This window comes from Hydrogenispora ethanolica (assembly GCF_004340685.1).
Classification (GTDB): Bacteria; Bacillota; UBA4882; order UBA8346; family UBA8346; genus Hydrogenispora; species Hydrogenispora ethanolica.
This window is the reverse complement of record NZ_SLUN01000009.1, coordinates 15,888-40,587: the sequence shown is the minus strand read 5'-3', so window position 1 is coordinate 40,587 and position 24,700 is coordinate 15,888. Positions and strand designations below refer to the sequence as shown.

Below are 24,700 nucleotides of genomic sequence, written 5' to 3'. Positions count from 1 at the left end.
TCCAACGCTATAACGGGCTGACCCGTGCCCGACTACTTTTTTTAAGTTCATCGGACCGCTCCGGGGCGCAGGATCTTCACGGTCCGCCAGGTAGTTGCACCCCCCTACCCTCTCTGCGACTTTCCAATGAGATCGTTCCCCATCGTCACTTTGTGTTATCCTATATTATATCCACCGCCTTTTGAATTGTCAATTGAACATCATTGGCCTGACCGAGCGGAAGCAAGAAAAAATCAGCGGCCCATGATTTTGCCGACGAAGGAAAAAAACTTACTGAAGATCGCTTTAAAAAATTCCAGCAACCGGTCGAAAAATGATGGTTCCTCCGGTTGGGCAGGTTCTGGCGGCGGCGCGGAATAGTTTCGGAGCTGTTTTTGAATCGCGTTCAGATTCAGGTTGAGCTGCTTTATCTTGAGCATCAGCTCCGCCAACTGCTCTTTGTCCGATTTGCTCAGCCTGAGGTCCTGCTCCTTGGCAGACTCCTCGATGATCTTGGTGACATTCTCCTTGGTGGCATTCTGCTCGCCAATGACCCGTTCCTTGGCCCTTCCCACCAGCACTGCCGCTTTTTCCTTGCCTACCTTTTCGCCGAGATTGCCGGTGGCGATCAGCTCCTGGGCGGCGGTTCGTTGCACGGAAGAACTGATGGGTTTGCCTGTCAATGATTCGAAGGATTTAAAGATCCCGACCAGTGCGGCGGTTCCGGAGACCGGCTGGGGCGCGGTGGCGAAGATCCGGGCATCGGTTACCCCCGCTGTGCTCAACGCATTGGCGTAGATGTGCGGCGTGATTAAGGTGATGTTTTTGGTGTCGACTTTGATGCCCACGCCGGCGGCCAGCTTTTCAATGTAAGCCGATGATACCGCTTTGACCCCGATCTGCTCATCGGGAACCAAACCGCGCAATAAATTCCATTCTTCTTCATTGGTCACGGTAATGGACTTGATCTCTTCCAATGAAACTCCGGCCGGGAGTGGAAAATCCTTAATAATCTCCGTCCGCTCGGCCGGGGTCAAATCACGCCCGTAGGAGATGATTCGCAGCTCCCCCTGCGCTCCGAAGACCGGGAGAAGCCAGACCAGGCTGAGCCCGAGCCAGAATAGGCAGAATAATTTTTTCATACTGATTCGCCATCCTTCAATCCGCCGCCGCCCCAGCTCTCATGCTTACCTCCTGCTTCGGGCCGCGGCGGCTCCTATAGAATCGATTGCCTACGATTGGGTAGCCGTCTGCAGCGCCAGCACTTCCATTTTCACCCGAACGACCCCCCGGATCCCGATGGAGGCTGCGGCGGACCAGGATAAGTCCAGCAGCCTGCTCTTGATCCACGGCCCCCGGTCATTGATCACCACCACCACGGAGCGGTTATTCATCAGATTGGTCACCCGGATCCGGGTTCCGAAAGGCAACGAGCGATGAGCGGCAGTATAACGGTTTTCGTCAAAGTATTCGCCGCAGGCGGTGCGGCGGCCCCGGAATTTCCGGCCGTACCAAGAGGCCAAGCCGACAGCGCTCTCCACTGTCACATACGGGCGGAGCATCCGGTCCGCCACCGCGGTCAAACGGGTCATCCATAATCTCGCCAACCGTTCCTGGGAGACGCGCTTCCGGTAGGCGGTGTAGGGATCCGCCAGCGCCAGCAATTGGCCGCGATAGCTTATTCCGATCGCCTTTCGGGAGCGGTAGAGCTCCAACGCGGCAGGGTCAAAATCGCCTTGTTCATAGATATTTCTTAGCCGGATCGCGATCAGCCGCACCCGCTGCGCCACGCTCATCCCTTGATAAGCGTGGTCCAGCTCGATTACGGGTTCGTTCTGGATCACCACATAGCCCGTTCCGCCCGAGACGTAGAAAACGACCGGTTCCGCCGCCAGCGCGGGGACCGGCCGGCATAGCAACGCGCCGAGAATGAAAAGCATCTTTACCCATTTCATGGAATTAGGTTATCCATCTTTCTGGGATGCCATACATCCGCCTTGGCGGCCAGCTTATTCGGAACCTTGACCTCCGGCGATTTTCGTGAACCCCCGTAAAACACCGATCAAAAAAACCGCCCCTCGGGACGGTTTTCTGACCTTTCTATCGGCACATCCTATATATGTTGCAACAAGTTTTTGTACTTTCAAAATCATTGCAACATATTTCCTTGATTCATAGGTTGAAATAAATACCGCGATTTGCCCTTTTCCAGCCATGCTTCACAGATGGAAAAGCTTACTCAAATATTTATTTCAACCTATATGCCATCATGATTTCGTGGCGACGACCCCCGTTCGGATCAACGCCGGGTCAATTCATGCCACAACTCAGGAATCTCGGCCTGGATATATTCCAACAACTCATGGTCGCCGATGACCGTATTCCGGCCGCCCTCGTAAAGATGGTCGACCCATTCCTTGATCTTCAACAGGCGCGCGTCACGTTTTTCCAACTTGCGCTCTTCCTTGAGATTGAAGTAACTGTTGACCCAGTGGGCGATCCCGGCGGCTCCCGAGTGTTCGTTGACCGCTACCACCACTTTGCGGTTGAGGAGCTTCTCGGTATTAAAGATGTTATAGATCTCCTCATCTTTTAAAAGTCCGTCGGCATGGATCCCCGAGCGGGTGAAATTGAATTCCCGTCCGACCAGCGGCGTCATCGGAGGCACGGTGTAGCCGATTTCTTTGGTGTAGTATTCGGCAATCTCGGTAATCACCGTCGGCTCCATCCCGTCCAAAGTGCCGCGGAGCGAGGCATACTCAAAAACCATCGCCTCCAGCGGGCAATTGCCGGTCCGTTCACCGATCCCGAGCAGGGTCGTATTCACTCCGGAGCAGCCGTAAAGCCAAGCCGTTCCGGCGTTGGATACCGCTTTGTAAAAGTCATTGTGTCCATGCCATTCCATCTGTTCGCTGGGGAGTTGGGCATGATGCCAGAGCCCGTAAATGATCCCGGGAACGCTGCGCGGCAAGGCTACGCCGGGATAATTGACGCCAAAGCCCAAGGTGTCGCAGGCCCGGACTTTGATGGGGATCTTGGCTTCTTCTTGCAACTTCATCAGTTCCAGGACGAATGGCACCACGAAACCGTAAAAATCGGCCCGGGTGAGATCTTCCAGATGCAGCCGGGGAACGACCCCGATCTCCAAGGCGCTTTTGACGATGGATAAAAACTGCTCCATCGCCTGTTTCCGGGTCATCTTCAATTTCTTGAAGATATGGTAATCGGAACAGCTGGCCAGGATGCCGGTCTCTTTGATCCCCATCTCCTTGACCAGGTAAAAATCTTCCTTCACCGCCCGGATCCAACTGGTGATCTCCGGGAAACGGTATCCAAGCTCCATGCACTTGGTGACCGCTTCTTTATCTTTCTTGCTATACAGAAAGAACTCGGTCTGGCGGATGATCCCCTTGGGTCCCCCCAAACGGTGCAAGAACTTGAATAAATCGACGATCTGCTGGACTGTATAAGGTTCGCGGGCCTGCTGGCCATCGCGGAAGGTGGAGTCGGTAATGAAGATCTCTTCCGGCGGGCGCATCGGCACATGCCGGTGGTTGAAAGCGATCTTGGGAACTTCCTCATAGTTGAATAAATGACGGTACAGATGCGGCTCCGGGACATCCTGGAGGCTGTATAAGTATTCGGTCTGTTCCAGGGTATTGCTGCGTTTGCTGAATTCTAACATTCCTATCACCAGCCATCTTTAAATTTCTCATAATATTCAACCAAGGGGCCGATATTCCTCTTTTGGAAGACAATGAATCCTGTATACAATTTTTTCTGGCCGATTTCAGCCAGTACGATCCCGCCAGGTTTGAAAGCGCCATTGGTCCATTGGGAACGGAAGCCATGAAAATAATTATTTATGATGGAAAAATGTATTTTTATTAACCGACGGCCCTTGAATAACAAACAGCGGCGTCAAGCCGCTGTGGATGAATATCGTGGCGATGCCGGTTTTCACAGCATCCGTTCGACAGCCTTGAGCCAAGCGTGATTCGGGTCGTCATTGGGGGTCAGGGTGCGGCCGCTTCGGCCCGCCATCACCCATAAATAATAAACCTGATATCCGGGAGCCGCCGCCACCGGATGATAACCCCGGGCAATGGCGATCGTGTCGCCGTTCCGCACGGTATAGCTTTCATCCAGCGACAGATCGTCGGTGTAAAGCACCTGAATGCCGAAGCCCTGAGGCGGATCCACCTTGAAATGATAGACTTCCTCCATCCAGACTTCCTGGGGCGGATTATCCCGGTCGTGTTTATGCGAGGGATAACTGGACCACTGCCCGGGGCAGGCGAAAGTCTCCCCCACCAGGATCCGGTCCACCCGTCCGGCCACGTTGTGCGTAAAGATGTCCACCACGTCGCGATTCCAGTTGAGCCGGCCCCGGTGATTGGTGATGGTCTCTTCCGGCCGGATGAGGAATGGTTTCAACTTCTGGCCGGCTTTGACCTTGCAGACGGCGATCTCCAGCGGGCCCGGGCCGGCGTTTTTCACCTCGTACTTTGCGTCCCGGGGAATGTAGACCGCGACTGGTTTGGCGCTGAAAACATCTTTGCGGATGAGATCGGTGAATTTCTCTCCCTCACAGGCGATGTCGCACTGGCCGGAGAGCAGCACCAGACCCAGCTCGTACTCGCCGGAGGTTAAATCGATCGCTTCGCCGGACTCCAACTGAATCAGGCCAAAACGGATTAACTCCAGTTTCGAGGCGTCACCGACCACCTCCGAATAACCTGATTTTTTACGATACTTAAAAAACTTCTCCATAAATCTCGCCTCCGCTGAACATTGATTCGATACCAATTCGAAGCGTTGTGATAAACCCTGCCCGAAGGCCAGTGAACACAAAAACTCAGAGAAGCAAGGGATAAAGTCGATTTTTAAACCTTTTACAGGCTGAATCGGTTGGAAAGAGACTTTATCCCATGGCTTTTAGACTCGGCAGCGGTAAATGAAAGCCTCGATCGTCTTCCCCGCGCCGTTCGTATCCAGCCGCCCAATCTCGGCGACATTCCCAAAAACCTCGTTGAGCAGTTGCATCAATCCCGGCGCCTGGTCCGCCGACCAGAAGGTGGCGATCCCGCCGGGATTCAACAGTGCAGCGACGCGGCTCAGCATGGCCGGGGTGTAGAGGCCGGCGTTCCCGGCGTGGCTCAGCCAGTCGGGACCGTTGTCGATATCGAGCGCAATCAAATCGTAACGGGCTTCGCAACGGGCTAGGAACCGCAGCAGATCGTCATGGACGATACTGGCCCGTTGGTCATTGATCCACGCGGCCGTCTCCGGCAGCAGGCCGCGCCGGTGCCAGTCGATGAGCGCCGCTTCCAGCTCCACCACCCGCACCGCGGCGACCCGCGGCTCAGCCAGCGCGGTCCGGAGTGAAAAACCCAGGCCCAGTCCGCCGATGAGCACTGTCAGAGCGTCCGCGGCTGCGAGTCCCTCCAATCCCAGTCGTACCAGCTCCTCCGAGGACGGACCGCTGGCCGAGGACATCAGAAACTGACCGTCGACGATCAGCTCATATCCGGCGCTGCCCTGACGCAAAATGGTCTCGCCGTGCTCCGACTGTGTTTGGGCAATGATCATCCGTTCTATCCTCCAAAATGAAAACCCGCCCCCAGGGGACGAGCACATTTTCCCATCACGCTATTTCTTTGGTATTTTAGGATTAATTATAATACCGCCGCGCGCTCCAGTCAATCCGGGCTTTGTCCGCAACCCGCCGCCTTTCCGCCGCGCGCTTCCGGCCGGCTTCCCCGATGCTCCGTCCTTCATCCCGGCCCCCGTAATATATTAGGCGATCCCCTCTCATGTAAGGTATGGTCTTCGGTCCAACTCGGATCTTCTTCATCCTTGTTAGGATGAAAGCCATCCTTGTAAGGGATCCCATGATCCTTTCAACGGATCCTTCGATCCTTTCTTCCCGAAAGGTCATCCTAGCTTCCCGGAGCCTCGGGGAACCTTCCCCAAAGCTCCGGGATAAAGGACCAAGACTTGAAGATGCGGGACGAATCCTTCGGGAAAGAGGACCAAGACTTCGGGAAACAAGACCGAGCTTCGCGGATGCATCCCCGGAGTTTCGGGAAACTGCCCCGACTCCCATCCGGCTTCGTTCGGTCATCATGGGTTATCTTTGCTCCACTGATGAAATAGGGTTTGCCGCTTCTTCAAAAAATTCAGCCGTCCCCCAGAATGACAGGAAGGCTTACCCTGCCGGCGCCAACTGTTTGGAGTAGGCATTTCAAAACCATAGGGTTAAAGTGAAGCCGCCGGGGTGTTGATCCCGACGGCTTCAGGGTTCATGATTCGCGATGGACATCCGGAGTTACCATTGCATCTGACACCACAAACATTCTCCGTCTTGATTATAGGTCTCAAATGCATACTCACATCTTTTTGTATTGTAGCATGTTAAGCAAGTGCAGCGATTGATGTCCAATCCTTTTTGGGACCATTCACTTTGCCAGCCGTCTGTCATTTGTAACAAACCCATAATCAACACCTCCCATAGCCATTATATAATATTTGCCATCGCTTCGGGAAGGCTATTATCTTGTTGCCACTCCAATATCGCGTATTCTCTTCCCTTCATTCCAAAGAAAAAGCAGCCGCCATCCTCGGCAACTGCCTGAAACTATCGGAAGCCTTATTTCTTCTGAAGAGGAATGATGATTGCCCATGTCGTGAGAAAAGAGGAGCGGAGCGGCGGAAATCAACGCGGCGGACCGCCCGGAAAGAGCTTTTTCAGGCGCGGGCCGATTTCCACGAAACCTTCTTTACAATAAAAGGCGATGCTGCGGGACCAGTGTTCGCGTTCCGGCGCCCCGACCTCCAGCCTCTGCCAACCCCGGCTGAGGCCGAATTGCTCAACTTCCTCCAGCATCAGCCGGCCGATGCCGGAAGACCGGTATTCGGGCATTACATAAAATTCATTGATGATTCCAAAACGGCCCCGCGCATAGATAGCCAGGGATTGAACGACCGTGATCAGTCCCACCGCTTTCTCCCCGTCCCAAGCGATAAAGGCCCGGTGAGCCGGATTGCCGATCAACTCCTTATAAATCTGGCGCGACGCTTCCCGATCCAGCTCGACTGGGACGCGGTCCAATTCGCTGAGCAACCGGACGACCAGCTCCACAACCCGGTCGGCGTCGGCGATTTGGGCTTCCCTGATTGAATAGGACATTGCCTGCTCCTATAAAAAAATTTCGACCGGATTTGGATGAACGTAGACGCTCAGTCCGCCGGCGACAGTTGTTTCGAATAGGCATTCAAAAACGTATCCGCTTTCCATCCCAGGTGATGATAGTAGGCTTTCGCCGCATCATTGCCTTTCAAAACCAGCAGGCGGCAGCGTTGAATCCCGGCCTCCTTCAGGCGGTCCAGCGCCAACTGGAGCAAGGTCTGTCCGATACCCATTTTGCGGCAGTCGGCGACCACCGCCAGATGATAAATGGCGCCCCGCCGGCCGTCGTGGCCGCAGAGCAGGGCGCCGACGACCCGGCCGTCGCGGCGCGCGATAAAACTAAAACCGGGATTGCGGTCCAAAAAGGCGCCGATGGCGGCGGGCGTATCATCCTGCGGATTCAGCCCCAGTCCCGCAATGGCCCGCCAAAATGCCAGCACCTCCGGACAATCGGCTTTAGAAAACTCCTGATAGGCGATCATTTCGGGGAGTCACGCTCCATAATTTAATTCTCCGTAAAAAAACCGGATCAAGCCACTTTCCGTAAGATAAAAATCATATCCACCGTGATCGACCCGTCCTGTTCCGGATAGTCCTGCCGGAGCGGTTGCAAGATCGCCAGACCGTTCTTCTTGAAGGCTTCCCGCAGGAATTCCTCGGTATAATAATTGACCCAGACCCGGCTGTCCGGGGCGAAACTCATCGTCTCGACGCGGCTGGACGGCCCTTCCATGCAGCTGAGGTACAACAGGCCGTTTTCTTTCACGATCCGGCCGATATCCGCAATGAACTTCAGCGCTTCCGCATGATCCAGATACGGCAGGGCGAAAGCCGCCACCACCGCGTCAAAACTGCCCGGCGCGAAATCCAAGTCGCGGATGTCCCGCACCTGAAACTCGGCCTGCGGAACATTGGCGCGGGCCAGCTCGATCATTGCCGGCGCCAGGTCGAGGCCGGTGATGGCGATGTCGGGGTGAGCTTCGGCGAGGAATTTGGCCACATTGCCGGGGCCGCAAGCCAGGTCCAGCACCTTGGCGTCCCCGGACAACAGCTCGCTGAAGGCGGCGATGCTGTTACGGTAGAGTTTAAGATCCATAAATTTGGCGGCGAAACTCGCCGCCGCGCTATCATACATTTGAATGGCCAGCGCTGTTTTGTCCATATTTCCTCCTAAAATTATAAACCATGCGATAAGGTCTCATTTCAAACGCTATCCATATAATAAGTCGCAAATACGCAATCCTTGCCCCCGGTGGCAAAAGTCTCAACGATCTCCATTTTGCAAATTTTTTCAACAAACACATATTGATATACACTCAGTAGACTGCCTTTGCAGCAATGACACCAAGTAACTGACGGCGGAGCTTTCCAACCGTCTTTTACCACATGGCAACTGCAATGATCGGAAAAAGCAAAATGGGATATGATCTTTCCGTCCACCAGCCCGACTTTTTTCCCGCAACGGCCTCTACCGTTCAAAAAGTTTACAACTTCTCGAAGGTATGTATCATCGTCCGGCGCAGCCTTCCGCAACTCTTGAAACTTTTTAACCAGCGGTGAATACTTGTTACATTTGATACAAGTACAGTTTTCCCTGATCGTCACGAGCCGCTCCTTTTCGATGTTTTCCTCAAGCCGGTAAACCAATTCTTTGGCCCATTGCGAAGCTTGTTCGGGCGATTCGCTCCCATCCACGCCATCCAAGCCTCGCAATATTTCCCGGCTCTTTTCTTTTCCAAACGCCTTATCCAACTGTCCTCTTAACACCAAGTAATGTTTGAGGGCATTATGCATGTTTACACTTCCCGTTCAATGTACCGAGGATTTGGCCGCTCTTTAGTAACGGATAGCTTTGATATCAAAATTATGAAGGAGTATATTTCATTCATTTATCCGAAACTGGCTCCGCTTCATCCACAAATACCAAACCGACCATAACGAAAACAGTGCCAAGGGAAGGAACAGAATATCCCCCGGCGTAATCACACCGGAGTAGCTGTCGCGGACCCATAGATTGGTCATCGAGTAGATCCACAGGATATTGGCAGACTGGGCCGCGGCCCAACCCCAAAAACGCAACCGCGCCAAACCCGGAATGCTTACGGCCATGATGGGAACCGCCCAGATCAGGTCGGAAATCAAAAATCCCAGTGTGGAAGCACGGGATGCCATGGATAGCGCCGTGGGATTTTCCGGCGCCAGGAATACTCTCCAGAGGACCAGCAGCCAAAACAGAAGCGTAAGCACCGTGGCCAGGCAATTGACGACCATGATGGTTCGGATGCCCGGAGGCAATGGCGATTGCGACAATTTCATCATTCAGCGATCCTCTTTTCTTACGGTGTTTTCCGCCCATAGGGGCAAGCCTGAAGGCACATGCCGCAAACCCGAAGTTTCCCCGCCTTTTCCAAGGCATCAAAGTAGGCTTCACACTTGGACACATCCAAGCGCCGGTCGCGCGGCTCGCCGTCATAATAATTGCGGCCCTTGATCGCCTGGGCCGGGCAGGCTTTGACGCATTGCCGGCAGTCGCCGCAGCGGTTCTCCGAGACCCGCAGGTTCTCCGGCAGGGGCGCCGCAGTCAGGACCGTAGTCCAGCGGATACCGGGACCGTAATCGGGGTTGATCAGGAGGCAGTTCTTGCCGATCCAGCCGAAGCCCGCCAAACGCGCGACAATTTTATGGGAGACCGAAGCGCAGACGCGCTCACTGTCGATCCGTTCTGCGGCCGGGACCGGTAGCGTCGGATAGCCGCCGCGTTGAATGACCGAACTGACAATGGCGGCGAAATGGTCCAGCCGGGCGTTGGTGACGTCATAATGATGTTGATACTGGAAGACGTTCTCATAGGTCCCGCGGTCGTTCAAAAGCCGAACGATGCTCTTTTGCAACACGATGCCGATGGCAATGGCCCGGGGATAATCGCGGGACAGCGTCCCGCCGATCGCTTCAATCTGATCGTGATAGGCGGCGATTCCGGCGACTCCGATGAAATCAATGGCATGGAACCCCGCCAATTGTTTGATCTGTTCCAGCAGTTCCATCTCGATTACTCCATGAGAAATTCCAGATAACGATACGATTCAATCGTGAGTCAGGACCGTTCCCACTTTACGTTCGGACTTGGGGATCATCCACCATGAGACGCCCAGGGCCAACACCAAAGCTTGTAAGATAATCTCGGGTTGGACCGCTAAGAAAATGCGCGGATTCATGATTTCGGGCCGCAAATAGATCAACCCCTCGATCCCGCCGGTCGTCGGCCCGGTGGCCGAAAGATGGGAAAAGACGAAGTAAATACCGAAAAGCACCCAAACCCGCTTCCAATACCGCCAGCCTCTGAGTACCTCAAGGAACGGCAACAAAGCCCACCCCATCAACAAACCCCGCAAGATCTGGCCGGGAATCTGCCAAGTCATCACGTGTTGCCACAATAACGGTTCGGACTCGGTCCGCATAAACGTTTTAAAGATCGCTTCAGCTCCCTGGCCTTGATAAAACGGTTTGGTGAGCCATTGGTAAAAGAAAGCCCCGGCCAGAAAATAGCTGAGAACATGCACCGCCATGAATTTGGAGCAGAAGGCCGCCCACTTTTGAAACATCCGCCAGACCCCCTCCATTGAATTGAAAGGTGTTTGAATTGGAAGCGGCATCTACTCATACATTTTCGACCTGTCCCAGAAACTTCCTGCCGTTATTTCGACACGATGAAAATATTGCCATCAGTAGTCGCAGGCACCGGAAACCGCCTCCAGTCTCCGGATTACCGGCCGAACCCGGTGAGGACCAGTTTGGCCTCAAGACGCTCATCGTGGCGGTTGCTCCGCTCTATGGTTGTTCTTTCGCGATAAAGCTGGGCCATTTATCCTGCGCTTCCGTCCGTTCCAGAGTCGCCGGATCGATATCAAAGACCGTGGGAATGAATTCGAAATGAAGCCGCGCGTCTTTCAGAAAGAATCTGGCGGTGGAATCCAGGGCCACCGGGCGGTATCCGCCTTCATTGGCGGTCATGTCCCGGTATAACAGTTGTTTTTCTTCCCAACACAATTCAGCGGCGGAGAGCCGGACCCGATGAAGCCCATAGGCCATGGCGGCGACGGTATGATCTTTTACAGTACTGGAGATCAGGCGCATGATCCCGGTAATCTCGGAAGTGCTGCGTCGTTCGGCCATTTCGTACCGGAAGACGCTCACCCCGTTATAATCGCGGTTCACACCGGCCCGGCTGCCGTCGGCTCCCAACTCATAGACCGTTTCCTTGGCAATCACGCTGAGGTCGAAATAGAACCCCGCTTCCGAAGTGTACAATCCGCCGAAGATCATCTGATCCGAATATACCCCTTCCAGCCTCCCGTTTTCCAAAGAATAAACCAGCGGCTCGGTCGCTAATGTTTTGCCGATCACCCGCGTTTTCAAAAAAACCGCGATTTCTTGCTCTTGTTTTGTCATGAGCGCTCCCCATCCTCTCTTTTTCGCTTCAGTATAACCGATCGAACCTGACAACGGGATGTCATGAACCTGGATGGAATTGTTTCGACCCCCGCCCGTCATCTCCCTTTCATCTCAGAAACCCCATGAAAAACGGAAAAGCAGCCGCCATCATCGGCAACTGCCCGTCTCAAATTCCATCCTGTCCTATCGTTATCTGCTAGACCATGCGCCGGAATCGCATCTTCGCTGCGGTCGTTCCGTCAGGCCTGGCCGAGCGCTTGGTTCCGTTCCAGCCATAACGGATGATGTCCCGGATCGTCGGCCACTATCCGGCCCAGTCCCAAGATCCGGCCGGTGATGCAGCCCCGGCAATGATCGGCCTCCTCGTTGAGGCAGATCTTATTGGGGTAAATCTGATAATCCGCCCGGTGCAGGCGGGGCGTCAGGTTCGGCATCATCACGTTGGCCCCCGACTCAAGCGCCAACTCCCGGCCCTGCGGATCGATGCTGCCCAGCGCGGTCGTGGCCGGGATCAAGGCGTAGGGAAGCGCCAGCCGGGCCAGGGCCACCATCAGGCAGGTCTGGTCGACGATGCCGCCCGGACTGTCCGCCAGCGGCGTGGCCGGATGAGGAATGAACGGGCCGATGCCGACCATCTCCGCCGCCAGCTCCCGGGCCAGATCGATATCGGCCAGCAATGTCTCCGGCGTCTGGCCGGGCAGGCCGACCATGAAACCGGTTCCCACCTGATAATCGAGTTGCTTCAGCACTTTCAGCAAAGCAATCCGTTTGGCCAGGGTCTGGCCGGGATGCAACCGGCCGTACAGCTCGGGGTCGGCAGTCTCGTGGCGCATCAGATAGCGTTCCGCCCCGGCCGATCGCCACAGCTCGTATTCCCGGGGCTCCCGCTCGCCGACGCTCAGGGTGACCACCAGGCCCAGCCGTTTGATCTCCCGAATGATCTCCGCCAGCATCGGGCCGGTGAAGGCCGGATCCTCCCCCGATTGCAGCACCACCGTGCGGTAGCCGAGCGCGGCGCCGCGCTCGGCGGCGGAGACGATCTCCGCCGGGGTCATCCGGTAGCGCGCCAGTCTCCGGTTGTCGCGGCGCAGGCCGCAATAGCAACAGTTATTCCGGCAATGGTTCGAAAACTCGATCAAACCGCGCAGATGGACCGCGTCGCCCACCGCGCGGCGGCGCAAAAGATTGGCGCTCATCCGCAACTGCTGCGCATCCTCTCCGCCGGGTGCGGCGATGGTCCGCAAAATTGCCGGCCGATCCGCCAAAAACTCGGCGCCGTCCGCTATCAGACTGGCCGAATCGCTTCGATCACCGTCATGCCGCTCATGGAACGCTTCCATCATGGAACACCTCAATCAAAGTTTCTTGGTGAGGGTGGCCCTGGCGCTGACTCCGGCGATGTTGCCGAGCCTGCCGGTGAGCGAGTTGATCTCGTTCTCGGTGCCGTCCACGATCAACGCCAGGACCCCCACATTCTTCTCCCGGTAGGGAATCCCCATCCGTCCCACCACGATCGTCGAGGCCTCGCTGATATAACCGTTCACCTTGGCCTGGGAATCGTGGGGATTCTCAAGAATAATGGCAATCACGCCCAACCGTTTGTCTTCGCTCATGATATCCTCCTGAAGAAGTGTTTCCGCTAACTTATAACGTAACCCGCCGGGTCCGCTTCATTTCATGATATCATGAAAAACGCCTTCCTCCTACTCCCCCGCGCCGGGTCAGCCCCCGGATGCTTTCGCCATCGCTCCGGTCTCCAGCAGATCCCGGACCTCCGGGAAAGGTTCCAGCACCCGCGGCAGAATCCCCTGGACATAAGCGATCAACACCCCGTAATTGACCATCGGCACCCCCTGCTCCCGGGCCAGCGAGAGCCGGTAGAGCATCTCCTTGTGGTTGAGCATGCAGGCGCCGCAATGGACGATCAGCCGGTACCGGCCCAGACAGGTCGGCAGGCTGAGCCCGCTGGCCCATTCGAACTCCAGCTCGCCGCCGACCAACTGCCGCAGCCAGCGCGGGATCTTGACCGTGCCGATATCGTCCGACTGCCGGTGATGGGTGCAGCCCTCGGCGATCAGCACCCGGTCGCCCGGCCGCAGCCCGGCGACGGCCATGGCCCCCTGTGCCAGTTCGCGCAGGTTCCCTTTGTAGCGGGCAAACAAGATCGAGAAAGAGGTCAGGGGAATCCCCGGCGGCGTATCCGCCGCTACTTTCAGGAAAACCTGGGAATCGGTGATCACCAGGGCCGGCCGGCGGCCCAAGGATTCCAGGGTCGCCCGGAGTTCGTGCTCCTTGGTCACGACAACGATGGCGTCACGCTCCAGCAAATCGCGGATCACTTGCTGTTGCGGCAAGATCAGCCGGCCCTTGGGCGCGGCCTTGTCGATGGGGACCACCAGCACCGCCAGATCGCCCGGGCCGACCAGATCGCCAGTCAGAAACAGCTCGGCGTCATCGGCGGGCGCGAAACGGATCAAGGCGGTCTTCAGATCACGGATCCCGACACCGCCGGCCGCCGCCACTTCCACCAGTTCCAATTGGAGCCGGCGCTCCCACTCCAACCGTTCTTCCCGGGTATAGGCGGCCACGTCCCGCTTATTGATCACCCCGACCACCGGCAGGTTCTTGGCCCGAATGGCCCGAAGCAGCTCTTCCTCGAACCCGGCCGGTCCCACCGTGCCGTCGATTACCAACACCGCCAGATCGGTCCGGTTCAAGATCTGGTAGGTCCGCTCCTTGCGCAGCTCGCCAAGCTCCCCCTCGTCGTCCAGCCCGGCGGTATCGATGAGCGTCACCGGGCCGAGCGGCAAGAGCTCCATGGCTTTAAAAACCGGATCGGTGGTGGTCCCGGGAACGTCGGAGACCAAGGCCACCGCCTGGCCGGTCAGGGCATTAATCAGACTCGACTTCCCAGCGTTGCACCGCCCAAAGATGGCGATTTGCAACCGGGCCGAATTCGGGGTTTGGTTAAGATTGTTCATGGGAGACCTCCGTTTTCCGTATCGCTTATAGAAGTACAGTAGCGATATAGTTTAAAAAAGAAATCATCGGTAAGACTGAAAGCTTTGCCGGATTGGCTGTTGCGCCGTGAAAAGTCGCACATTGCGGCGTCACTCGGTCGCTGCGGTGCTCGATATACGGCGAGTATGATCTGCGCTCCTCGCTCGGTCGTTCCTTGCACTGTACGGCTTTTGACGACGCGAATGTGATTTCTGAAAGACAGCCAATCCGGCAAGGTTTCACCCCGGCGCGCTGGGGTGAGGCGCCGGACTACATACACGTGGTATAAAATAGATTTTTTCCTCGCACGCGAAATAATCTCCCAAACCATAAAACATTTTCGAACGGCGAAACAGTTCAATTCTTCCCCGCGATCCCCGGCCGGGTCAACTGGTAGGGGTCGAAGATCCGCTCCAGCTGCTCCGGGGTCAGCCAGCCCGATTCCAAGGCCGCCTGGCGGATGGTCCGGCCCTCCCGCCGGGCCCGGCGCACCAGTTCGGTGGCCCGTTCGTAACCGAGGTACGGGACCAGCGCCGTGGCGTAGCCGAAGCCCGCCTCCAGCAGCGCCCGGCAACGCTCGGGATTAGCGGTGATCCCCTTGATGCAGCGCTCCCGGAAGACTAGCGCCGCCCGCTGCAACAGATCCACCGATGTGAGCAGGTTATCGGCGATCAGCGGCAGCGTGGCGTTGAGTTCCAGCTCCCCGGCCTGAGCGCCCAGGGTGATCGCCAGGTCGTTGGCCATCACCTGATAGGCCGCCTGGCGGACCGCCTCGGGGATCACCGGATTGACCTTGCCCGGCATGATCGAGGAGCCGGCCTGGAGCTCCGGCAGGTTGATCTCAGCCAGGCCGGCCGCGGGACCCGAGGCCAGGAGCCGCAGATCGTTCGCGATCTTGGCCAGGTTGACCGCGGCCGCCTTCAACATCCCGGAGACCTCGGCGAAGACATCGTTATTCTGGGTCGGATCCATCATCTGCTCGGCCCGGGCCAGCCCCAGCCCGGTCACTTCACGCAGCTTCTCGATGACCGTGTAGATATAGCGCCGCTCGGCGTTGAAGCCGGTGCCGACGGCGGTGCCGCCCAGGTTCACCTGGCGCAACCGTTCCTCGGCCTTGTAGATACGCCAGCGGTCCCTGGCGATGGCCTGGGCGTAGGCGCCGAATTCCTGGCCCAGCATCACCGGGAGGGCGTCTTGCAATTCGGTGCGGCCCATCTTGATCACCCCGGCGAATTCTTCCTCCTTCCGCTGCAGCGCGGCCTGGAGGTCGGCCAGGGCTTCACTGAGCGGTTTCAACCGTTGCAGGACGGCGATCCGGATCGCCGTGGGAAAGACATCGTTGGTCGACTGGCTCAGGTTGACGTGATTCAGCGGGTGGATCAGCCCGTAATCCCCCTTGGCCGCGCCAAGTAATTCCAGAGCCCGGTTGGCCAGCACTTCGTCCAGGTTCAGATTGGCCGAGGTACCCGCTCCGCCCTGCAACGCGTCGACGATGAACTGCTCCCGCCATTGTCCGGCCAGCACTTCATCGCAAGCCGCGGCGATGGCCGCCGCCAGCCGCGGTTCGAGCAGCCCGGCCTCCCGGTTGGCCAGGGCGGCCGCCTTCTTCACCGCGGCCAGGGCCCCGATCAGCTGCGGATGGAGCGGCCGGCCCGCCAGTTCAAAATTCTCCGCCGCCCGCAGCGTGTGGATCCCGTAATAGGCGTCGGCCGGGACTTCCCTTTCTCCCAATAAATCATGTTCGATCCGGTATGTCATGCTCTTCTCCTCCAACGCCACTCAGAGATAGATGTCCCGCTCGCCCGCCTCGTAGCGCGTCAAAGCCTGCTCCACAAATTGCTTGGTCGTCTCATCCTCGATCTCCGCCACATATTTTTGGATCACCGGCTCGCCGGCGGCGCGCGTCTCGGGGCTGGCGTAATCCATCAAGTATTCCTTGAAGGTCAGGATGGCGTTGGGGATACAGAAATGATGCACGAAGCTGGACTTGGCGACCCCCATGAAATGCTCGCCGGTCCGGCCCTTCCGGTAACAGGCGGTACAGAGCGACGGGATGCTCTTGCCGCAGGTCTCCCGGATCACTTCGTCGAGCGAGCGGGTGTCGCCCAGTTGGAACTGTTCCTTGTCGGGCAATTGGTTGGCCAGCGACTCCTGGTAGCCGCCCACTCCGATCCGCGAACCGGCGTCGATCTGCGAGACCCCGAACGGGATCACCGCGCGGCGGACCTCCGGCTTTTCGCGGGCGGTTAGAATCAGGCCGGTATAGGGTACGCTCAGCCGCAGGATAGCCACCAGTTTCTTGAAGTCGGCGTCGCTCACCGCGTATTCGGGATGCTGGGCGTAAGGAGTCTCAAACGCCGGCTCGATCCGGGGGAAGGAGATGGTATGCGGCCCCACGCCGTTATACTTCTCTTCCAGATGGATGGTGTGGTAGAGCAGGCCCATGGCTTCAAAACGCCAATCGTACAGCCCGAAAAGCGCCCCGATTCCCACGTCGTCCACCCCGGCGTCGAGCGCCCGGTCATGGGCGTACAGGCGCCAGCGGAAGTGGCTCTTGATGGTGCCGGCCGGATGCAGCCGTTGATAGGTCTCACGATGGTAGGTCTCCTGGAAAACCTGAAAGGTGCCGATGCCGCACTCCTTCAACCGGCGCAATTCGTCCCGGGTCAGCGGCGCGCAGTTGATATTGGCGCGCCGGATCTCGCCGTGTTTCAGCTTGACCCCGTAGACCTGGCGGATGCTCTCGCAGATGTAGTCGATGTCCGTCTCGGGGGATTCGCCATACACCAGCACGGTCCGCTTCTGCCCCTCGTTGGTCATGATCCTGACTTCGCGGACGATATCCTCCATGCTCAAGGTATGGCGGCGAATGCCATGATTCGAACTGCGGAAGCCGCAGTAGACGCAATTGTTGGCGCAACGGTTGCTGATGTACAGCGGCGCGAAGAAGACGATCCGGTCGCCGTAGACTTCCCGCTTCAAGCGATGGGCCAGCTCGAACATTTCGGTGATGGAATCCGGGTCCTGATTCTGAATTAGTACCGCCATCTCCTCCGGCTCCAGCCGTTCCCTGCGTGCCGCCTTGTCGAGCACCCGCCGCACGGCGGCAGGTCCGGGGTTCTCCCACTTGCGCAGCTGCTCCCAGATCCGGTCCTCATCGATAAAATCGCGCTCCATGGCGTCGTACTCCGCGAAATCCTCTCGGTACTTCTCCAAGAAATTCATCCGGCGTCAGCCTCCTTAAAAAATGTTCGTGGTTGGTGGTTGGTGGTCGTTGGTTATTGGGTGTTCGTTCGCGGTCGTTAATTGGAATAACCAGGATCCGGTTTCGTTGGTCGGATGGGCGACCAAAGAAAAACAAAAAACCCTTTTTGAGAACGGAAACATTCTCAAAAAGGGTTATGAATACAGAGAACCGGCTATCGAGCTAATTCTCACGAAATTCACGCGCCTGATCGAATGTCCCCCGCCTCAGAAAACCTCTTCGGTTTCGGAACCCAATCATCCACCGATGAATTCATCACGATGACCGGAAACGCCACCCATGACAAATTGTTTCTTTCAGTATAGCAGATTGTGATGAAAATCACAATCCTGTTCCAAAAATTTTCCGCCCGTTCCCCTACCGGAAAGTCCGTCTCCACCCACCATCATAATTTCGCCAATTCCGCTTTTCTGGTCCGGAATTTAAGTTTTCAGGCCGGATATTTTAATTATCGGAGCGGAAAATATGATTTTATCGGAGCGAAATTCCATTTTCCCGGAGAGAAAATAGAATTATCAGGATTACTATTTTAATTCACCGGAGCAAAAATATACTTTCCATGAGCGAAATTTTGATTTTTCAGATCGAAAATCGAATTTCAAAAAGCGCATTTCGATTTTACCAGCCAAATTTATCATTTCTCGGAGTCCCGAACCATAAAAGAAATCCTCGTCGCCATAAAGAACAGCGGCGGAAGGGCAACCGAGCTTTTGGCTCCTCGCCTCCGTTCATCTGCCCGGCGGAGCATCAACCCCGGGAATGATTCACCGCGATGGCGATCTTCGTTAAACCGCTTTGCTGAATGGCATCAAGCAGTTCGACGACCCGGCCGTGCCGGACGCCGCGGTCGGCATTGATGATCACCGCCAGGGACGCCGCAGATTTTTTCCGTTCGAGCAGCCGCAGCACCGCTTCCCCGGGCGAAGCGATCGCTTCCTTATTATAAAACAGCTTGCCGTCCTGGGTGATGGTCACCGTCACCACCTCGGGAACCTTGTCCGGCACGCCGGCCGCCTTGGGCAGATTCACGGGCACGCTGTACTGGTGGGTCATGGATAGGCTCGCCAGCATGAAAAACACCAGCAAAAAGAACATCGTATCGATCATCGGAATGATTTCGATCCGCGCCTTGCGCGGCGCGCTTCGCGGCAGTTTCATCGCGCTCTCTCCGGTAACGGCTCATTGAACGCCAGTTCGAGCCGGGTCGCATATTGCTCGATCGTCTCCGTTTCCTGCTCGACGCGGCGCAGGAAATAGTTATACGGGATCAGGGTAACGACTGCCACGGTGATGCCGCTCGCCGTGGCGATCAGCGCCTCCGCCACCCCGCCGGTGACCGCGTGGGGCTGGCTCGATCCCGCAAGGGTCATGATCTGAAACGAACCGATCATCCCGATGATCGTCCCCAATAATCCCAACAGCGGCGAAAGGGTGATGATGGTTTCCAGCGCCGTCAAGCCCCGCTTCATTCCCGATATTTCAGCCAATCCCGCCGCCTCCATCGCCTTGCCCGGATTGCGGCGATGGCTCAAGCCGGCTTGTAATACCTTGACGACCGGCAGCTGGTTCCCGTCCGCCTTCGCCAGCGCTTCCTCATGCCGTCCTTGTCGGACCAGGGCCAGAACTTCATCGGCCGGTTGCCGGAAGCCGGTCCGGCGGAAGAAGATCAGCCTTTCCACGATGATGGTCACCGCCACCAGCGAGCAGATCCCCAGCGGCGCCATGACCCAGCCTCCTTTGATCAATACTTCAAACATATCAGTGCTCATCCTCTCCTATCGATTTCGGGGAAAATCCCTGATTCCGCCAGATCATGGTTTATGGGTCGGTGAGACGGAACCGGACCCGGACATCATGAAAACTGGCGATTGCTTTCCCGTTTTGGGTCGCCGGCGCGAAGCGCCATTTTTTCACCGCCCGGAGCGCCGTATCGTCCAGCAATGGAAAGCCGCTGCTCTCGCGAATGGTCACCGTGGCCGCGCCGCCGCGGGGGTCAACCAGCACCCGCACCACCACTACGCCTTCCCAACCCGCCCTGCGGGCCGCCTGCGGATAGCCGGGCGCCGCGCCGCGAACGATCCGGGCCGTGCTTCCGCCGGTTCCTCCACCCATACCGCCAGGCGCATTCGCTCCATTTCCGACCCCGTTTCCTCCGGTTCCGCCGCCCATACCGCTAAAGGCTTTTGAACCGTCGGAGCCGGCTTGACTGAAGCCTCCCGCCGGAGCCTCCCCGTTTTCCGGGGCTGTCCCGCCGGGCGCGGCCACCGCCGCGGTCGCTCCGTCCAATGCCGCGTTTCCGGACTCCGGCGCGACGATGAACGGTTCGACGGCATTCCCGTGCAAAACCGGAGGCAGCGGCGCAGCCGCGGCAACGGCTTCGGGAAGCGCCGCCGGAGGATGGGAGGCGCTCTCGGGTTGCGGTTCCAGCGGATCCGGGACGGCCGGTTGCGCCTGCGGCGGCGCGGATTCGATGCGATTGGGGCTACTCGCGACGGCTTGGCGCTCCGGCGGCGGTGGCCCGGATTCCGCGGCTCCCGCCGTGGTCCCGGTTGGGATTTTCAGACCATCCCCATCACCTGTCTCACCCGTGCTTAACAACTTGGCGGGCATAATCTCCACCAAAGCGGGGGGAACCTCGATACGCGGCGCATCCGTAACCAACCGTCCAAAGGAAGGCGTTACAGCCAATAAAACATGGACCAACAAAGAAATCGCTGCCGCCATGCCATATGAGCCCTTGCTTTTGATCGTTGCATCCCCTTTCTTCCCATGTCCCGCCATTCGTCTCTACTCCTTCCCGATGATCCTCCAAAATTACGGCCTGGTTTGTCCGGCCGTAAGCTCCTTGAGCGAAGCTACTTGGCAAACAGCCATTGCAAGGCGGACGGAAAACGCTTGGTGAAAAACTCCTGACGATGGACTGCGCCCTCGTCGATCACCAGTTTGCAATCGCCTGCCGTGAACCCTGCGGATCGCAGGATTTGGTGCGCTTTTCGGGTTTGGGGAACCATCTCTTTTTGAACATTCGTTTTGACGGTGCCCTCCAGGCTCCCCACATCCAGATAGATCTTCCGTCCGGCGGGCGCTATCCGTTGCGCCGCCATAAACTCGATCCATCCCTGATACCAGAAAGAACCGGAGATCGAAGCGATCCGGCCGAAGACGCCCGGATACAGGTAAGCGGCGTAGGTCGCGATCAGTCCCCCGAGCGAAGCGCCGGCGATTCCCGTATCCCCGGGCTGGCGGAGCGTATTGTATTCGCCGTCGATATACGGCTTTAATTCATGGGCCAAAAACGCAAGATAGTCGGCCCCCCGGCCGCCGAAACCGCCGTACCGCTCCGCCAAGGCCGGCGCGGGCCAAGGGGTATATTCGCTCCGCCGGTCGTTGCTTGCGACGCCGACCAACACCAGTTCAACCAGCCGGGCTTGTTCAAACAGGGCTTCCAAGTCCGCCAAGGCATGGCTGCCGGACGGATCGAACAGATCCCCTTTGTCCTGAACATAGACCACCGGAAACCCTGCTCCCGTCCTGCGGTACGAAGGCGGAAGATAGACGATGATCTCCCTGTCCATCACGTTGCCAGTCAATATTTTACCTTTCATATCGCTTCTCCCGAATGAAATCTAAATCTACCGGCGCATGGTCATAACCGAAGCAGACCGGCGTTCCGCGAAGCGGATCCGCCATCACCCGCGCTTCGATCTGAAAAACGCTCCGCAACACTTCCGTCGTGATCGTCGCTTGGGGATTGCCGGCCGCAAGAATCCGGCCCTGTTTCATCGCGACGATCGTATGGGAAAAACGGGCGGCATGGTTGATATCGTGCAACACCATCACAATGGCGCAGCGCCGTTCCTGATTCAGCCGCTCCACGATCTGCAGCATCTCCAACTGGTGGGCCATGTCCAAATAGGTCGTCGGCTCATCCAATAGCAGAATTTCCGTCTCTTGCGCCAACGCCATGGCCAGCCAGATCCTTTGGCGTTCGCCGCCCGACAGGCTCCCGATGGGCCGCTCCCGGAACGGGCTCACCCCCGTGAGCTCCATCGCCCGGGCAATGGCTTCCTTATCCTTGGCTGTCAACTGATTCATCTTTTGCTGATGGGGAAACCGCCCGAAAGCCACCAGTTCTTCCCCGGTCAATTCAGGGGGCGCGACCGGATGCTGGGGCAGGACCGCCAGCCGTTGGGCGACCTGGCGGGTGGGGAGCCGGCTGAGATCGGTTCCATGCAAATAAACCGCGCCCTGCTGCGGCCGGATGATCCGGCCCATGGCTTTGAGCAAGGTCGATTTGCCGCAACCGTTTGGCCCAATGATCGCCGTGATTTTCCCCGCCGCCACGGTCAGATCGAGATCGTGCAAAATGACATTTCTTCCGTAACAGACCCGCAGTTTTTCCACGCGTAAAATACTCATCTTCGTGAACCTTGCAAACCTTTCCTATGCTTTGGCAGTGAATAGCAGATAGATGAAATACGGCGCTCCGATTAAGGAAATGATGATCCCGACCGCGATCTCCGCCGGGGCGAAGAGGGTCCTGGCGATCCAATCGGCGCTGATCACCAAAAGCATCCCCAACATTCCGGAGACCGGGATCATTCGCCGGTGGGCGATGCCTGCCAGACGCCTGGCCATGTGGGGCGCGATCAAGCCGACAAAACCAATTCCCCCCGCTACTGAAACGCACGCGCCCACCAGTCCGACCGCGCTCAAAAGGAAAAAGGCTTTCTCCTTTTCGGCGGCCACTCCCAGGCTCCTCACGCTGCTCTCCTCCAATTGGAACACATCTAGCAGCTGCGCCTTGCGGATTAGTAACGGAATCAAAATGCCGAGCCAGGGCAGGAGCGCCGCAAGCTGCCGCCAGTTGGCCTTATCGACGCTTCCGGCGAGCCAGATCGCAGCCATCTGAAAATCCCCGCTGCTCATCTTCAACGTTACATACAGGATCACGGCGCCCAGGCCGGAACTGACCGCGATCCCGGTCAGCAATAACCGCTGCGGATCCAACCGGCCGTTTTGCCGCGCCAGATAATAGATGAGCAATGCCGCTCCCAGCCCTCCCATCAAGCCGCAGAAGGGCATGGCCATTACGGCAAGCCAGCCGGTGCCGGCGATCTTCTCCTGAAAGAAAACGATATACGTTACGATCCCCACCCCGGCGCCGGAATTGATGCCCAAAATTCCGGGATCGGCCAGTCCGTTGCGGATGATCCCCTGGATCGCCGCTCCGGCCACGCCCAACGCCGCGCCGACCAATCCGGCGGTGACGATTCGCGGCAAGCGGAACTCCAGGATCAGCAGATCGTACCGGCGGACCGGATCGATCCGCAGCAGCGTTTTCAAAACATCCCGGGCGGTCATTTCCATTACTCCATGAGTCAGGCTGAAATAAGTCACGAGCAAGACCAGCCCCAATCCGGTCCATAACACTGTCCGGTACCGTTTCCACGCTTCCTCCCTAGGCATCCTGGTTGCCACCCCGCTTTCGCGCGAGGTACAGGAAGAAAGGCACGCCGATCAAGGCGGTGACCACTCCGACCGGTGTTTCAAAGGGATAATTCAAGAAACGGCTGAGCAGATCCGAGCCAGCCAGAAAGATCCCGCCCAACACTGCGGCGCAGGGAATAACCCGTTTATAATCGACGCCCACCAGATAACGGACGATATGCGGGATGATCAGGCCCACAAAACCGATTTTCCCGGCCAAAGCCACTGCGACCCCAGTTAAAAGCATCACGGCCAAGGCGGCCACCCCTTTGATCAGCGCGGTCCGCTGGCCCAGACTGAGAGCCACCTCTTCTCCCAAGCTGAGCAAGGTGATGGACCGCGATGCCCAGAGCGCGATGCCGAAGCCCGCGGCCATGAAAAGAAGCGCCGGTTTGAGATACTCCGGGTTCAGCTGGTGGAGCCGCGCGTTATACCAAAAACTGATATCCTGGGCGACGTGGTAATAAAGGGCCAGGGCCGCCGCAACCCCGCTCAGGAAGGTCCCGGTGATCGTCCCCAGAATCGCCAGCCTGACCGGAGACAATCCGTTGGGCACCAGGGAGCCCATTCCGAACACCAGACCCGCGCCGAGGGCTGAGCCGAGAAACGAAAAAGCCATCTGTTCCAAAACCGTCGCATCGGGCATCACCAGCAGGCAAAGGGTGATCGCCAGAGCGGAACCGTCCGTCACTCCCATGAGGCTGGGAGAAGCCAGATAATTCCCGGTGATCCCCTGCATCAGGGCTCCCGAGACCGCCAGGGCGGCTCCGATCAGCAGCGTCCCGGCGGCTCTCGGCAGCCGAGAACCGATAATGATCTGGTGATTGACATTGTCCGGATCAAAGTGCAGCAACGCCGTTTGGACGGTATCCCAGTCCATCTGCTTCGCCCCGTAACGGATCGATAAGAAGACCATCACCAAAATCAGAACCGGCGCGGCGAGCAAAATCAGATACGGAAGATAAACTTTTAAACGCATTGTCTTGGACCCGCTTATCTTGAAAGAATTCGGAATTGTTGGATGCATGAAATCCGCCTATATGAAATTTCGCATCAAGGATCCCCATCATTGAATCAAGAGTTAACCATACCGCAACACTTCCAGGATTGATTTGTACGTTAAGTTAGTTTAAACTAACTTTAGGCCGCAAATCGCTCCCTCTTGCGGCGCCGGGATCCAGTGCGCAAGTATCGCGAAAAGCCGCCCTGAAAAGGTATGCTGTTGAGACTGTCCGTTGCGACGTAATTCATCATACCATTTTTTCAAAGGGTTCCTTATAACGATATTGCGATTTTTATAACCATATTTCAGAAGTTAAAGG

24 protein-coding genes and 1 pseudogene are annotated in these 24,700 nt (G+C 57.3%); all 25 read right to left on the bottom strand.

The window, feature by feature from the left end; translation table 11 throughout:
- Window positions 1–233: 233 nt before the first annotated feature.
- The 25 genes and pseudogenes from EDC14_RS09200 to EDC14_RS09080 all read right to left on the bottom strand — a co-directional run bounded on the left by EDC14_RS09200 (window position 234) and on the right by EDC14_RS09080 (window position 24,357).
- Window positions 234–1,121, bottom strand: a complete 888-nt coding sequence (locus tag EDC14_RS09200) for a DUF1002 domain-containing protein (RefSeq protein ID WP_132013996.1) — start codon at window positions 1,119–1,121, stop codon at window positions 234–236.
- Between the two features lie 90 nt (window positions 1,122–1,211).
- A pseudogene (locus EDC14_RS27655) lies at window positions 1,212–1,505 on the bottom strand (septal ring lytic transglycosylase RlpA family protein); the annotation flags it as partial.
- 773 nt (window positions 1,506–2,278) lie between these two features.
- Window positions 2,279–3,664 (bottom strand): 2-isopropylmalate synthase, encoded by a 1,386-nt coding sequence (locus EDC14_RS09190; protein ID WP_132013994.1) that lies wholly within the window; start codon window positions 3,662–3,664, stop codon window positions 2,279–2,281.
- A gap of 275 nt (window positions 3,665–3,939) precedes the next feature.
- On the bottom strand, window positions 3,940–4,752 hold the full coding sequence (iolB, locus tag EDC14_RS09185) for a 5-deoxy-glucuronate isomerase (RefSeq protein ID WP_132013993.1): 813 nt from the start codon (window positions 4,750–4,752) through the stop codon (window positions 3,940–3,942).
- A gap of 165 nt (window positions 4,753–4,917) precedes the next feature.
- Entirely contained in the window at window positions 4,918–5,571 is a 654-nt protein-coding gene (locus EDC14_RS09180) for a spermidine synthase (protein ID WP_165907910.1), read from the bottom strand.
- A 1,126-nt stretch (window positions 5,572–6,697) separates the two neighbouring features.
- Window positions 6,698–7,171 carry a GNAT family N-acetyltransferase gene (locus tag EDC14_RS09175; RefSeq protein WP_132013991.1) on the bottom strand — a complete coding sequence of 158 codons (474 nt, stop codon included), beginning with the start codon at window positions 7,169–7,171 and terminating at the stop codon, window positions 6,698–6,700.
- Between the two features lie 50 nt (window positions 7,172–7,221).
- Window positions 7,222–7,653 carry a GNAT family N-acetyltransferase gene (locus EDC14_RS09170; protein ID WP_132013990.1) on the bottom strand — a complete coding sequence of 144 codons (432 nt, stop codon included), beginning with the start codon at window positions 7,651–7,653 and terminating at the stop codon, window positions 7,222–7,224.
- Window positions 7,654–7,700: 47 nt separating this feature from the next.
- Window positions 7,701–8,333 (bottom strand): class I SAM-dependent methyltransferase, encoded by a 633-nt coding sequence (locus tag EDC14_RS09165; protein WP_132013989.1) that lies wholly within the window; start codon window positions 8,331–8,333, stop codon window positions 7,701–7,703.
- 41 nt (window positions 8,334–8,374) lie between these two features.
- On the bottom strand, window positions 8,375–8,965 hold the full coding sequence (locus EDC14_RS09160) for a DUF6144 family protein (protein ID WP_132013988.1): 591 nt from the start codon (window positions 8,963–8,965) through the stop codon (window positions 8,375–8,377).
- Between the two features lie 87 nt (window positions 8,966–9,052).
- Complete coding sequence (locus tag EDC14_RS09155) at window positions 9,053–9,490, bottom strand: hypothetical protein (protein ID WP_132013987.1); 438 nt, start codon at window positions 9,488–9,490, stop codon at window positions 9,053–9,055.
- Between the two features lie 17 nt (window positions 9,491–9,507).
- Entirely contained in the window at window positions 9,508–10,215 is a 708-nt protein-coding gene (locus EDC14_RS09150; protein ID WP_132013986.1) for a 4Fe-4S double cluster binding domain-containing protein, read from the bottom strand.
- Between the two features lie 39 nt (window positions 10,216–10,254).
- Window positions 10,255–10,773: a hypothetical protein gene (locus EDC14_RS09145; protein ID WP_132013985.1), complete on the bottom strand. Its 519-nt coding sequence runs from the start codon at window positions 10,771–10,773 to the stop codon at window positions 10,255–10,257.
- 226 nt (window positions 10,774–10,999) lie between these two features.
- Complete coding sequence (locus tag EDC14_RS09140; protein WP_132013984.1) at window positions 11,000–11,620, bottom strand: hypothetical protein; 621 nt, start codon at window positions 11,618–11,620, stop codon at window positions 11,000–11,002.
- Between the two features lie 242 nt (window positions 11,621–11,862).
- The gene (gene hydE / locus EDC14_RS09135; RefSeq protein ID WP_132013983.1) at window positions 11,863–12,963 is read right to left on the bottom strand and encodes a [FeFe] hydrogenase H-cluster radical SAM maturase HydE; all 1,101 of its coding nucleotides are present in this window, start codon (window positions 12,961–12,963) and stop codon (window positions 11,863–11,865) included.
- A 15-nt stretch (window positions 12,964–12,978) separates the two neighbouring features.
- Window positions 12,979–13,236 (bottom strand): TM1266 family iron-only hydrogenase system putative regulator, encoded by a 258-nt coding sequence (locus EDC14_RS09130; protein WP_132013982.1) that lies wholly within the window; start codon window positions 13,234–13,236, stop codon window positions 12,979–12,981.
- A 108-nt stretch (window positions 13,237–13,344) separates the two neighbouring features.
- Window positions 13,345–14,604, bottom strand: a complete 1,260-nt coding sequence (gene hydF / locus EDC14_RS09125; protein ID WP_132013981.1) for a [FeFe] hydrogenase H-cluster maturation GTPase HydF — start codon at window positions 14,602–14,604, stop codon at window positions 13,345–13,347.
- Between the two features lie 376 nt (window positions 14,605–14,980).
- Entirely contained in the window at window positions 14,981–16,381 is a 1,401-nt protein-coding gene (locus EDC14_RS09120) for an aspartate ammonia-lyase (RefSeq protein WP_132013980.1), read from the bottom strand.
- 21 nt (window positions 16,382–16,402) lie between these two features.
- The gene (gene hydG, locus EDC14_RS09115; protein WP_132013979.1) at window positions 16,403–17,848 is read right to left on the bottom strand and encodes a [FeFe] hydrogenase H-cluster radical SAM maturase HydG; all 1,446 of its coding nucleotides are present in this window, start codon (window positions 17,846–17,848) and stop codon (window positions 16,403–16,405) included.
- 787 nt (window positions 17,849–18,635) lie between these two features.
- A complete protein-coding gene (locus tag EDC14_RS09110) occupies window positions 18,636–19,046 on the bottom strand; it encodes an ExbD/TolR family protein (RefSeq protein ID WP_132013978.1) in 411 nt (136 codons plus the stop codon).
- Window positions 19,043–19,645, bottom strand: a complete 603-nt coding sequence (locus EDC14_RS09105) for a MotA/TolQ/ExbB proton channel family protein (protein ID WP_165907909.1) — start codon at window positions 19,643–19,645, stop codon at window positions 19,043–19,045. The genes EDC14_RS09110 and EDC14_RS09105 overlap by 4 nt, the downstream gene beginning before the upstream one ends.
- Window positions 19,646–19,706: 61 nt before the next feature.
- Entirely contained in the window at window positions 19,707–20,669 is a 963-nt protein-coding gene (locus EDC14_RS27525) for an energy transducer TonB (RefSeq protein ID WP_132013976.1), read from the bottom strand.
- A gap of 74 nt (window positions 20,670–20,743) precedes the next feature.
- Window positions 20,744–21,493: an alpha/beta hydrolase gene (locus tag EDC14_RS09095; RefSeq protein WP_132013975.1), complete on the bottom strand. Its 750-nt coding sequence runs from the start codon at window positions 21,491–21,493 to the stop codon at window positions 20,744–20,746.
- Window positions 21,483–22,307 (bottom strand): ABC transporter ATP-binding protein, encoded by an 825-nt coding sequence (locus tag EDC14_RS09090; RefSeq protein ID WP_132013974.1) that lies wholly within the window; start codon window positions 22,305–22,307, stop codon window positions 21,483–21,485. Before EDC14_RS09090 ends, EDC14_RS09095 begins: the two co-directional genes overlap by 11 nt.
- Window positions 22,308–22,331: 24 nt before the next feature.
- Entirely contained in the window at window positions 22,332–23,357 is a 1,026-nt protein-coding gene (locus EDC14_RS09085; RefSeq protein ID WP_132013973.1) for a FecCD family ABC transporter permease, read from the bottom strand.
- Window positions 23,350–24,357, bottom strand: coding sequence for a FecCD family ABC transporter permease (locus EDC14_RS09080; protein ID WP_132013972.1), 1,008 nt, complete (start codon window positions 24,355–24,357; stop codon window positions 23,350–23,352). Before EDC14_RS09080 ends, EDC14_RS09085 begins: the two co-directional genes overlap by 8 nt.
- Between the last annotated feature and the right edge of the window lie 343 nt (window positions 24,358–24,700).

Excerpts from the sequence above, each read along its gene's own strand:
- EDC14_RS09145 (WP_132013985.1), bottom strand. The coding sequence starts at position 10,773 with ATGTTTCAAAAGTGGGCGGCCTTCTGCTCCAAATTCATGGCGGTGCAT.
- EDC14_RS09095 (WP_132013975.1), bottom strand. The coding sequence starts at position 21,493 with ATGAAAGGTAAAATATTGACTGGCAACGTGATGGACAGGGAGATCATC.
- hydG (WP_132013979.1), bottom strand. The coding sequence starts at position 17,848 with ATGAATTTCTTGGAGAAGTACCGAGAGGATTTCGCGGAGTACGACGCC.
- hydF (WP_132013981.1), bottom strand. The coding sequence starts at position 14,604 with ATGAACAATCTTAACCAAACCCCGAATTCGGCCCGGTTGCAAATCGCC.
- EDC14_RS09190 (WP_132013994.1), bottom strand. The coding sequence starts at position 3,664 with ATGTTAGAATTCAGCAAACGCAGCAATACCCTGGAACAGACCGAATAC.
- EDC14_RS09130 (WP_132013982.1), bottom strand. The coding sequence starts at position 13,236 with ATGAGCGAAGACAAACGGTTGGGCGTGATTGCCATTATTCTTGAGAAT.
- EDC14_RS27525 (WP_132013976.1), bottom strand. The coding sequence starts at position 20,669 with ATGGCGGGACATGGGAAGAAAGGGGATGCAACGATCAAAAGCAAGGGC.
- EDC14_RS09160 (WP_132013988.1), bottom strand. The coding sequence starts at position 8,965 with ATGCATAATGCCCTCAAACATTACTTGGTGTTAAGAGGACAGTTGGAT.
- EDC14_RS09110 (WP_132013978.1), bottom strand. The coding sequence starts at position 19,046 with ATGAAACTGCCGCGAAGCGCGCCGCGCAAGGCGCGGATCGAAATCATT.
- EDC14_RS09140 (WP_132013984.1), bottom strand. The coding sequence starts at position 11,620 with ATGACAAAACAAGAGCAAGAAATCGCGGTTTTTTTGAAAACGCGGGTG.
- hydE (WP_132013983.1), bottom strand. The coding sequence starts at position 12,963 with ATGGAAGCGTTCCATGAGCGGCATGACGGTGATCGAAGCGATTCGGCC.
- EDC14_RS09120 (WP_132013980.1), bottom strand. The coding sequence starts at position 16,381 with ATGACATACCGGATCGAACATGATTTATTGGGAGAAAGGGAAGTCCCG.
- EDC14_RS09165 (WP_132013989.1), bottom strand. The coding sequence starts at position 8,333 with ATGGACAAAACAGCGCTGGCCATTCAAATGTATGATAGCGCGGCGGCG.
- EDC14_RS09180 (WP_165907910.1), bottom strand. The coding sequence starts at position 5,571 with ATGATCATTGCCCAAACACAGTCGGAGCACGGCGAGACCATTTTGCGT.
- iolB (WP_132013993.1), bottom strand. The coding sequence starts at position 4,752 with ATGGAGAAGTTTTTTAAGTATCGTAAAAAATCAGGTTATTCGGAGGTG.
- EDC14_RS09090 (WP_132013974.1), bottom strand. The coding sequence starts at position 22,307 with ATGAGTATTTTACGCGTGGAAAAACTGCGGGTCTGTTACGGAAGAAAT.
- EDC14_RS09200 (WP_132013996.1), bottom strand. The coding sequence starts at position 1,121 with ATGAAAAAATTATTCTGCCTATTCTGGCTCGGGCTCAGCCTGGTCTGG.
- EDC14_RS09150 (WP_132013986.1), bottom strand. The coding sequence starts at position 10,215 with ATGGAACTGCTGGAACAGATCAAACAATTGGCGGGGTTCCATGCCATT.
- EDC14_RS09105 (WP_165907909.1), bottom strand. The coding sequence starts at position 19,645 with ATGTTTGAAGTATTGATCAAAGGAGGCTGGGTCATGGCGCCGCTGGGG.
- EDC14_RS09170 (WP_132013990.1), bottom strand. The coding sequence starts at position 7,653 with ATGATCGCCTATCAGGAGTTTTCTAAAGCCGATTGTCCGGAGGTGCTG.
- EDC14_RS09155 (WP_132013987.1), bottom strand. The coding sequence starts at position 9,490 with ATGATGAAATTGTCGCAATCGCCATTGCCTCCGGGCATCCGAACCATC.
- EDC14_RS09080 (WP_132013972.1), bottom strand. The coding sequence starts at position 24,357 with ATGCGTTTAAAAGTTTATCTTCCGTATCTGATTTTGCTCGCCGCGCCG.
- EDC14_RS09175 (WP_132013991.1), bottom strand. The coding sequence starts at position 7,171 with ATGTCCTATTCAATCAGGGAAGCCCAAATCGCCGACGCCGACCGGGTT.
- EDC14_RS09085 (WP_132013973.1), bottom strand. The coding sequence starts at position 23,357 with ATGCCTAGGGAGGAAGCGTGGAAACGGTACCGGACAGTGTTATGGACC.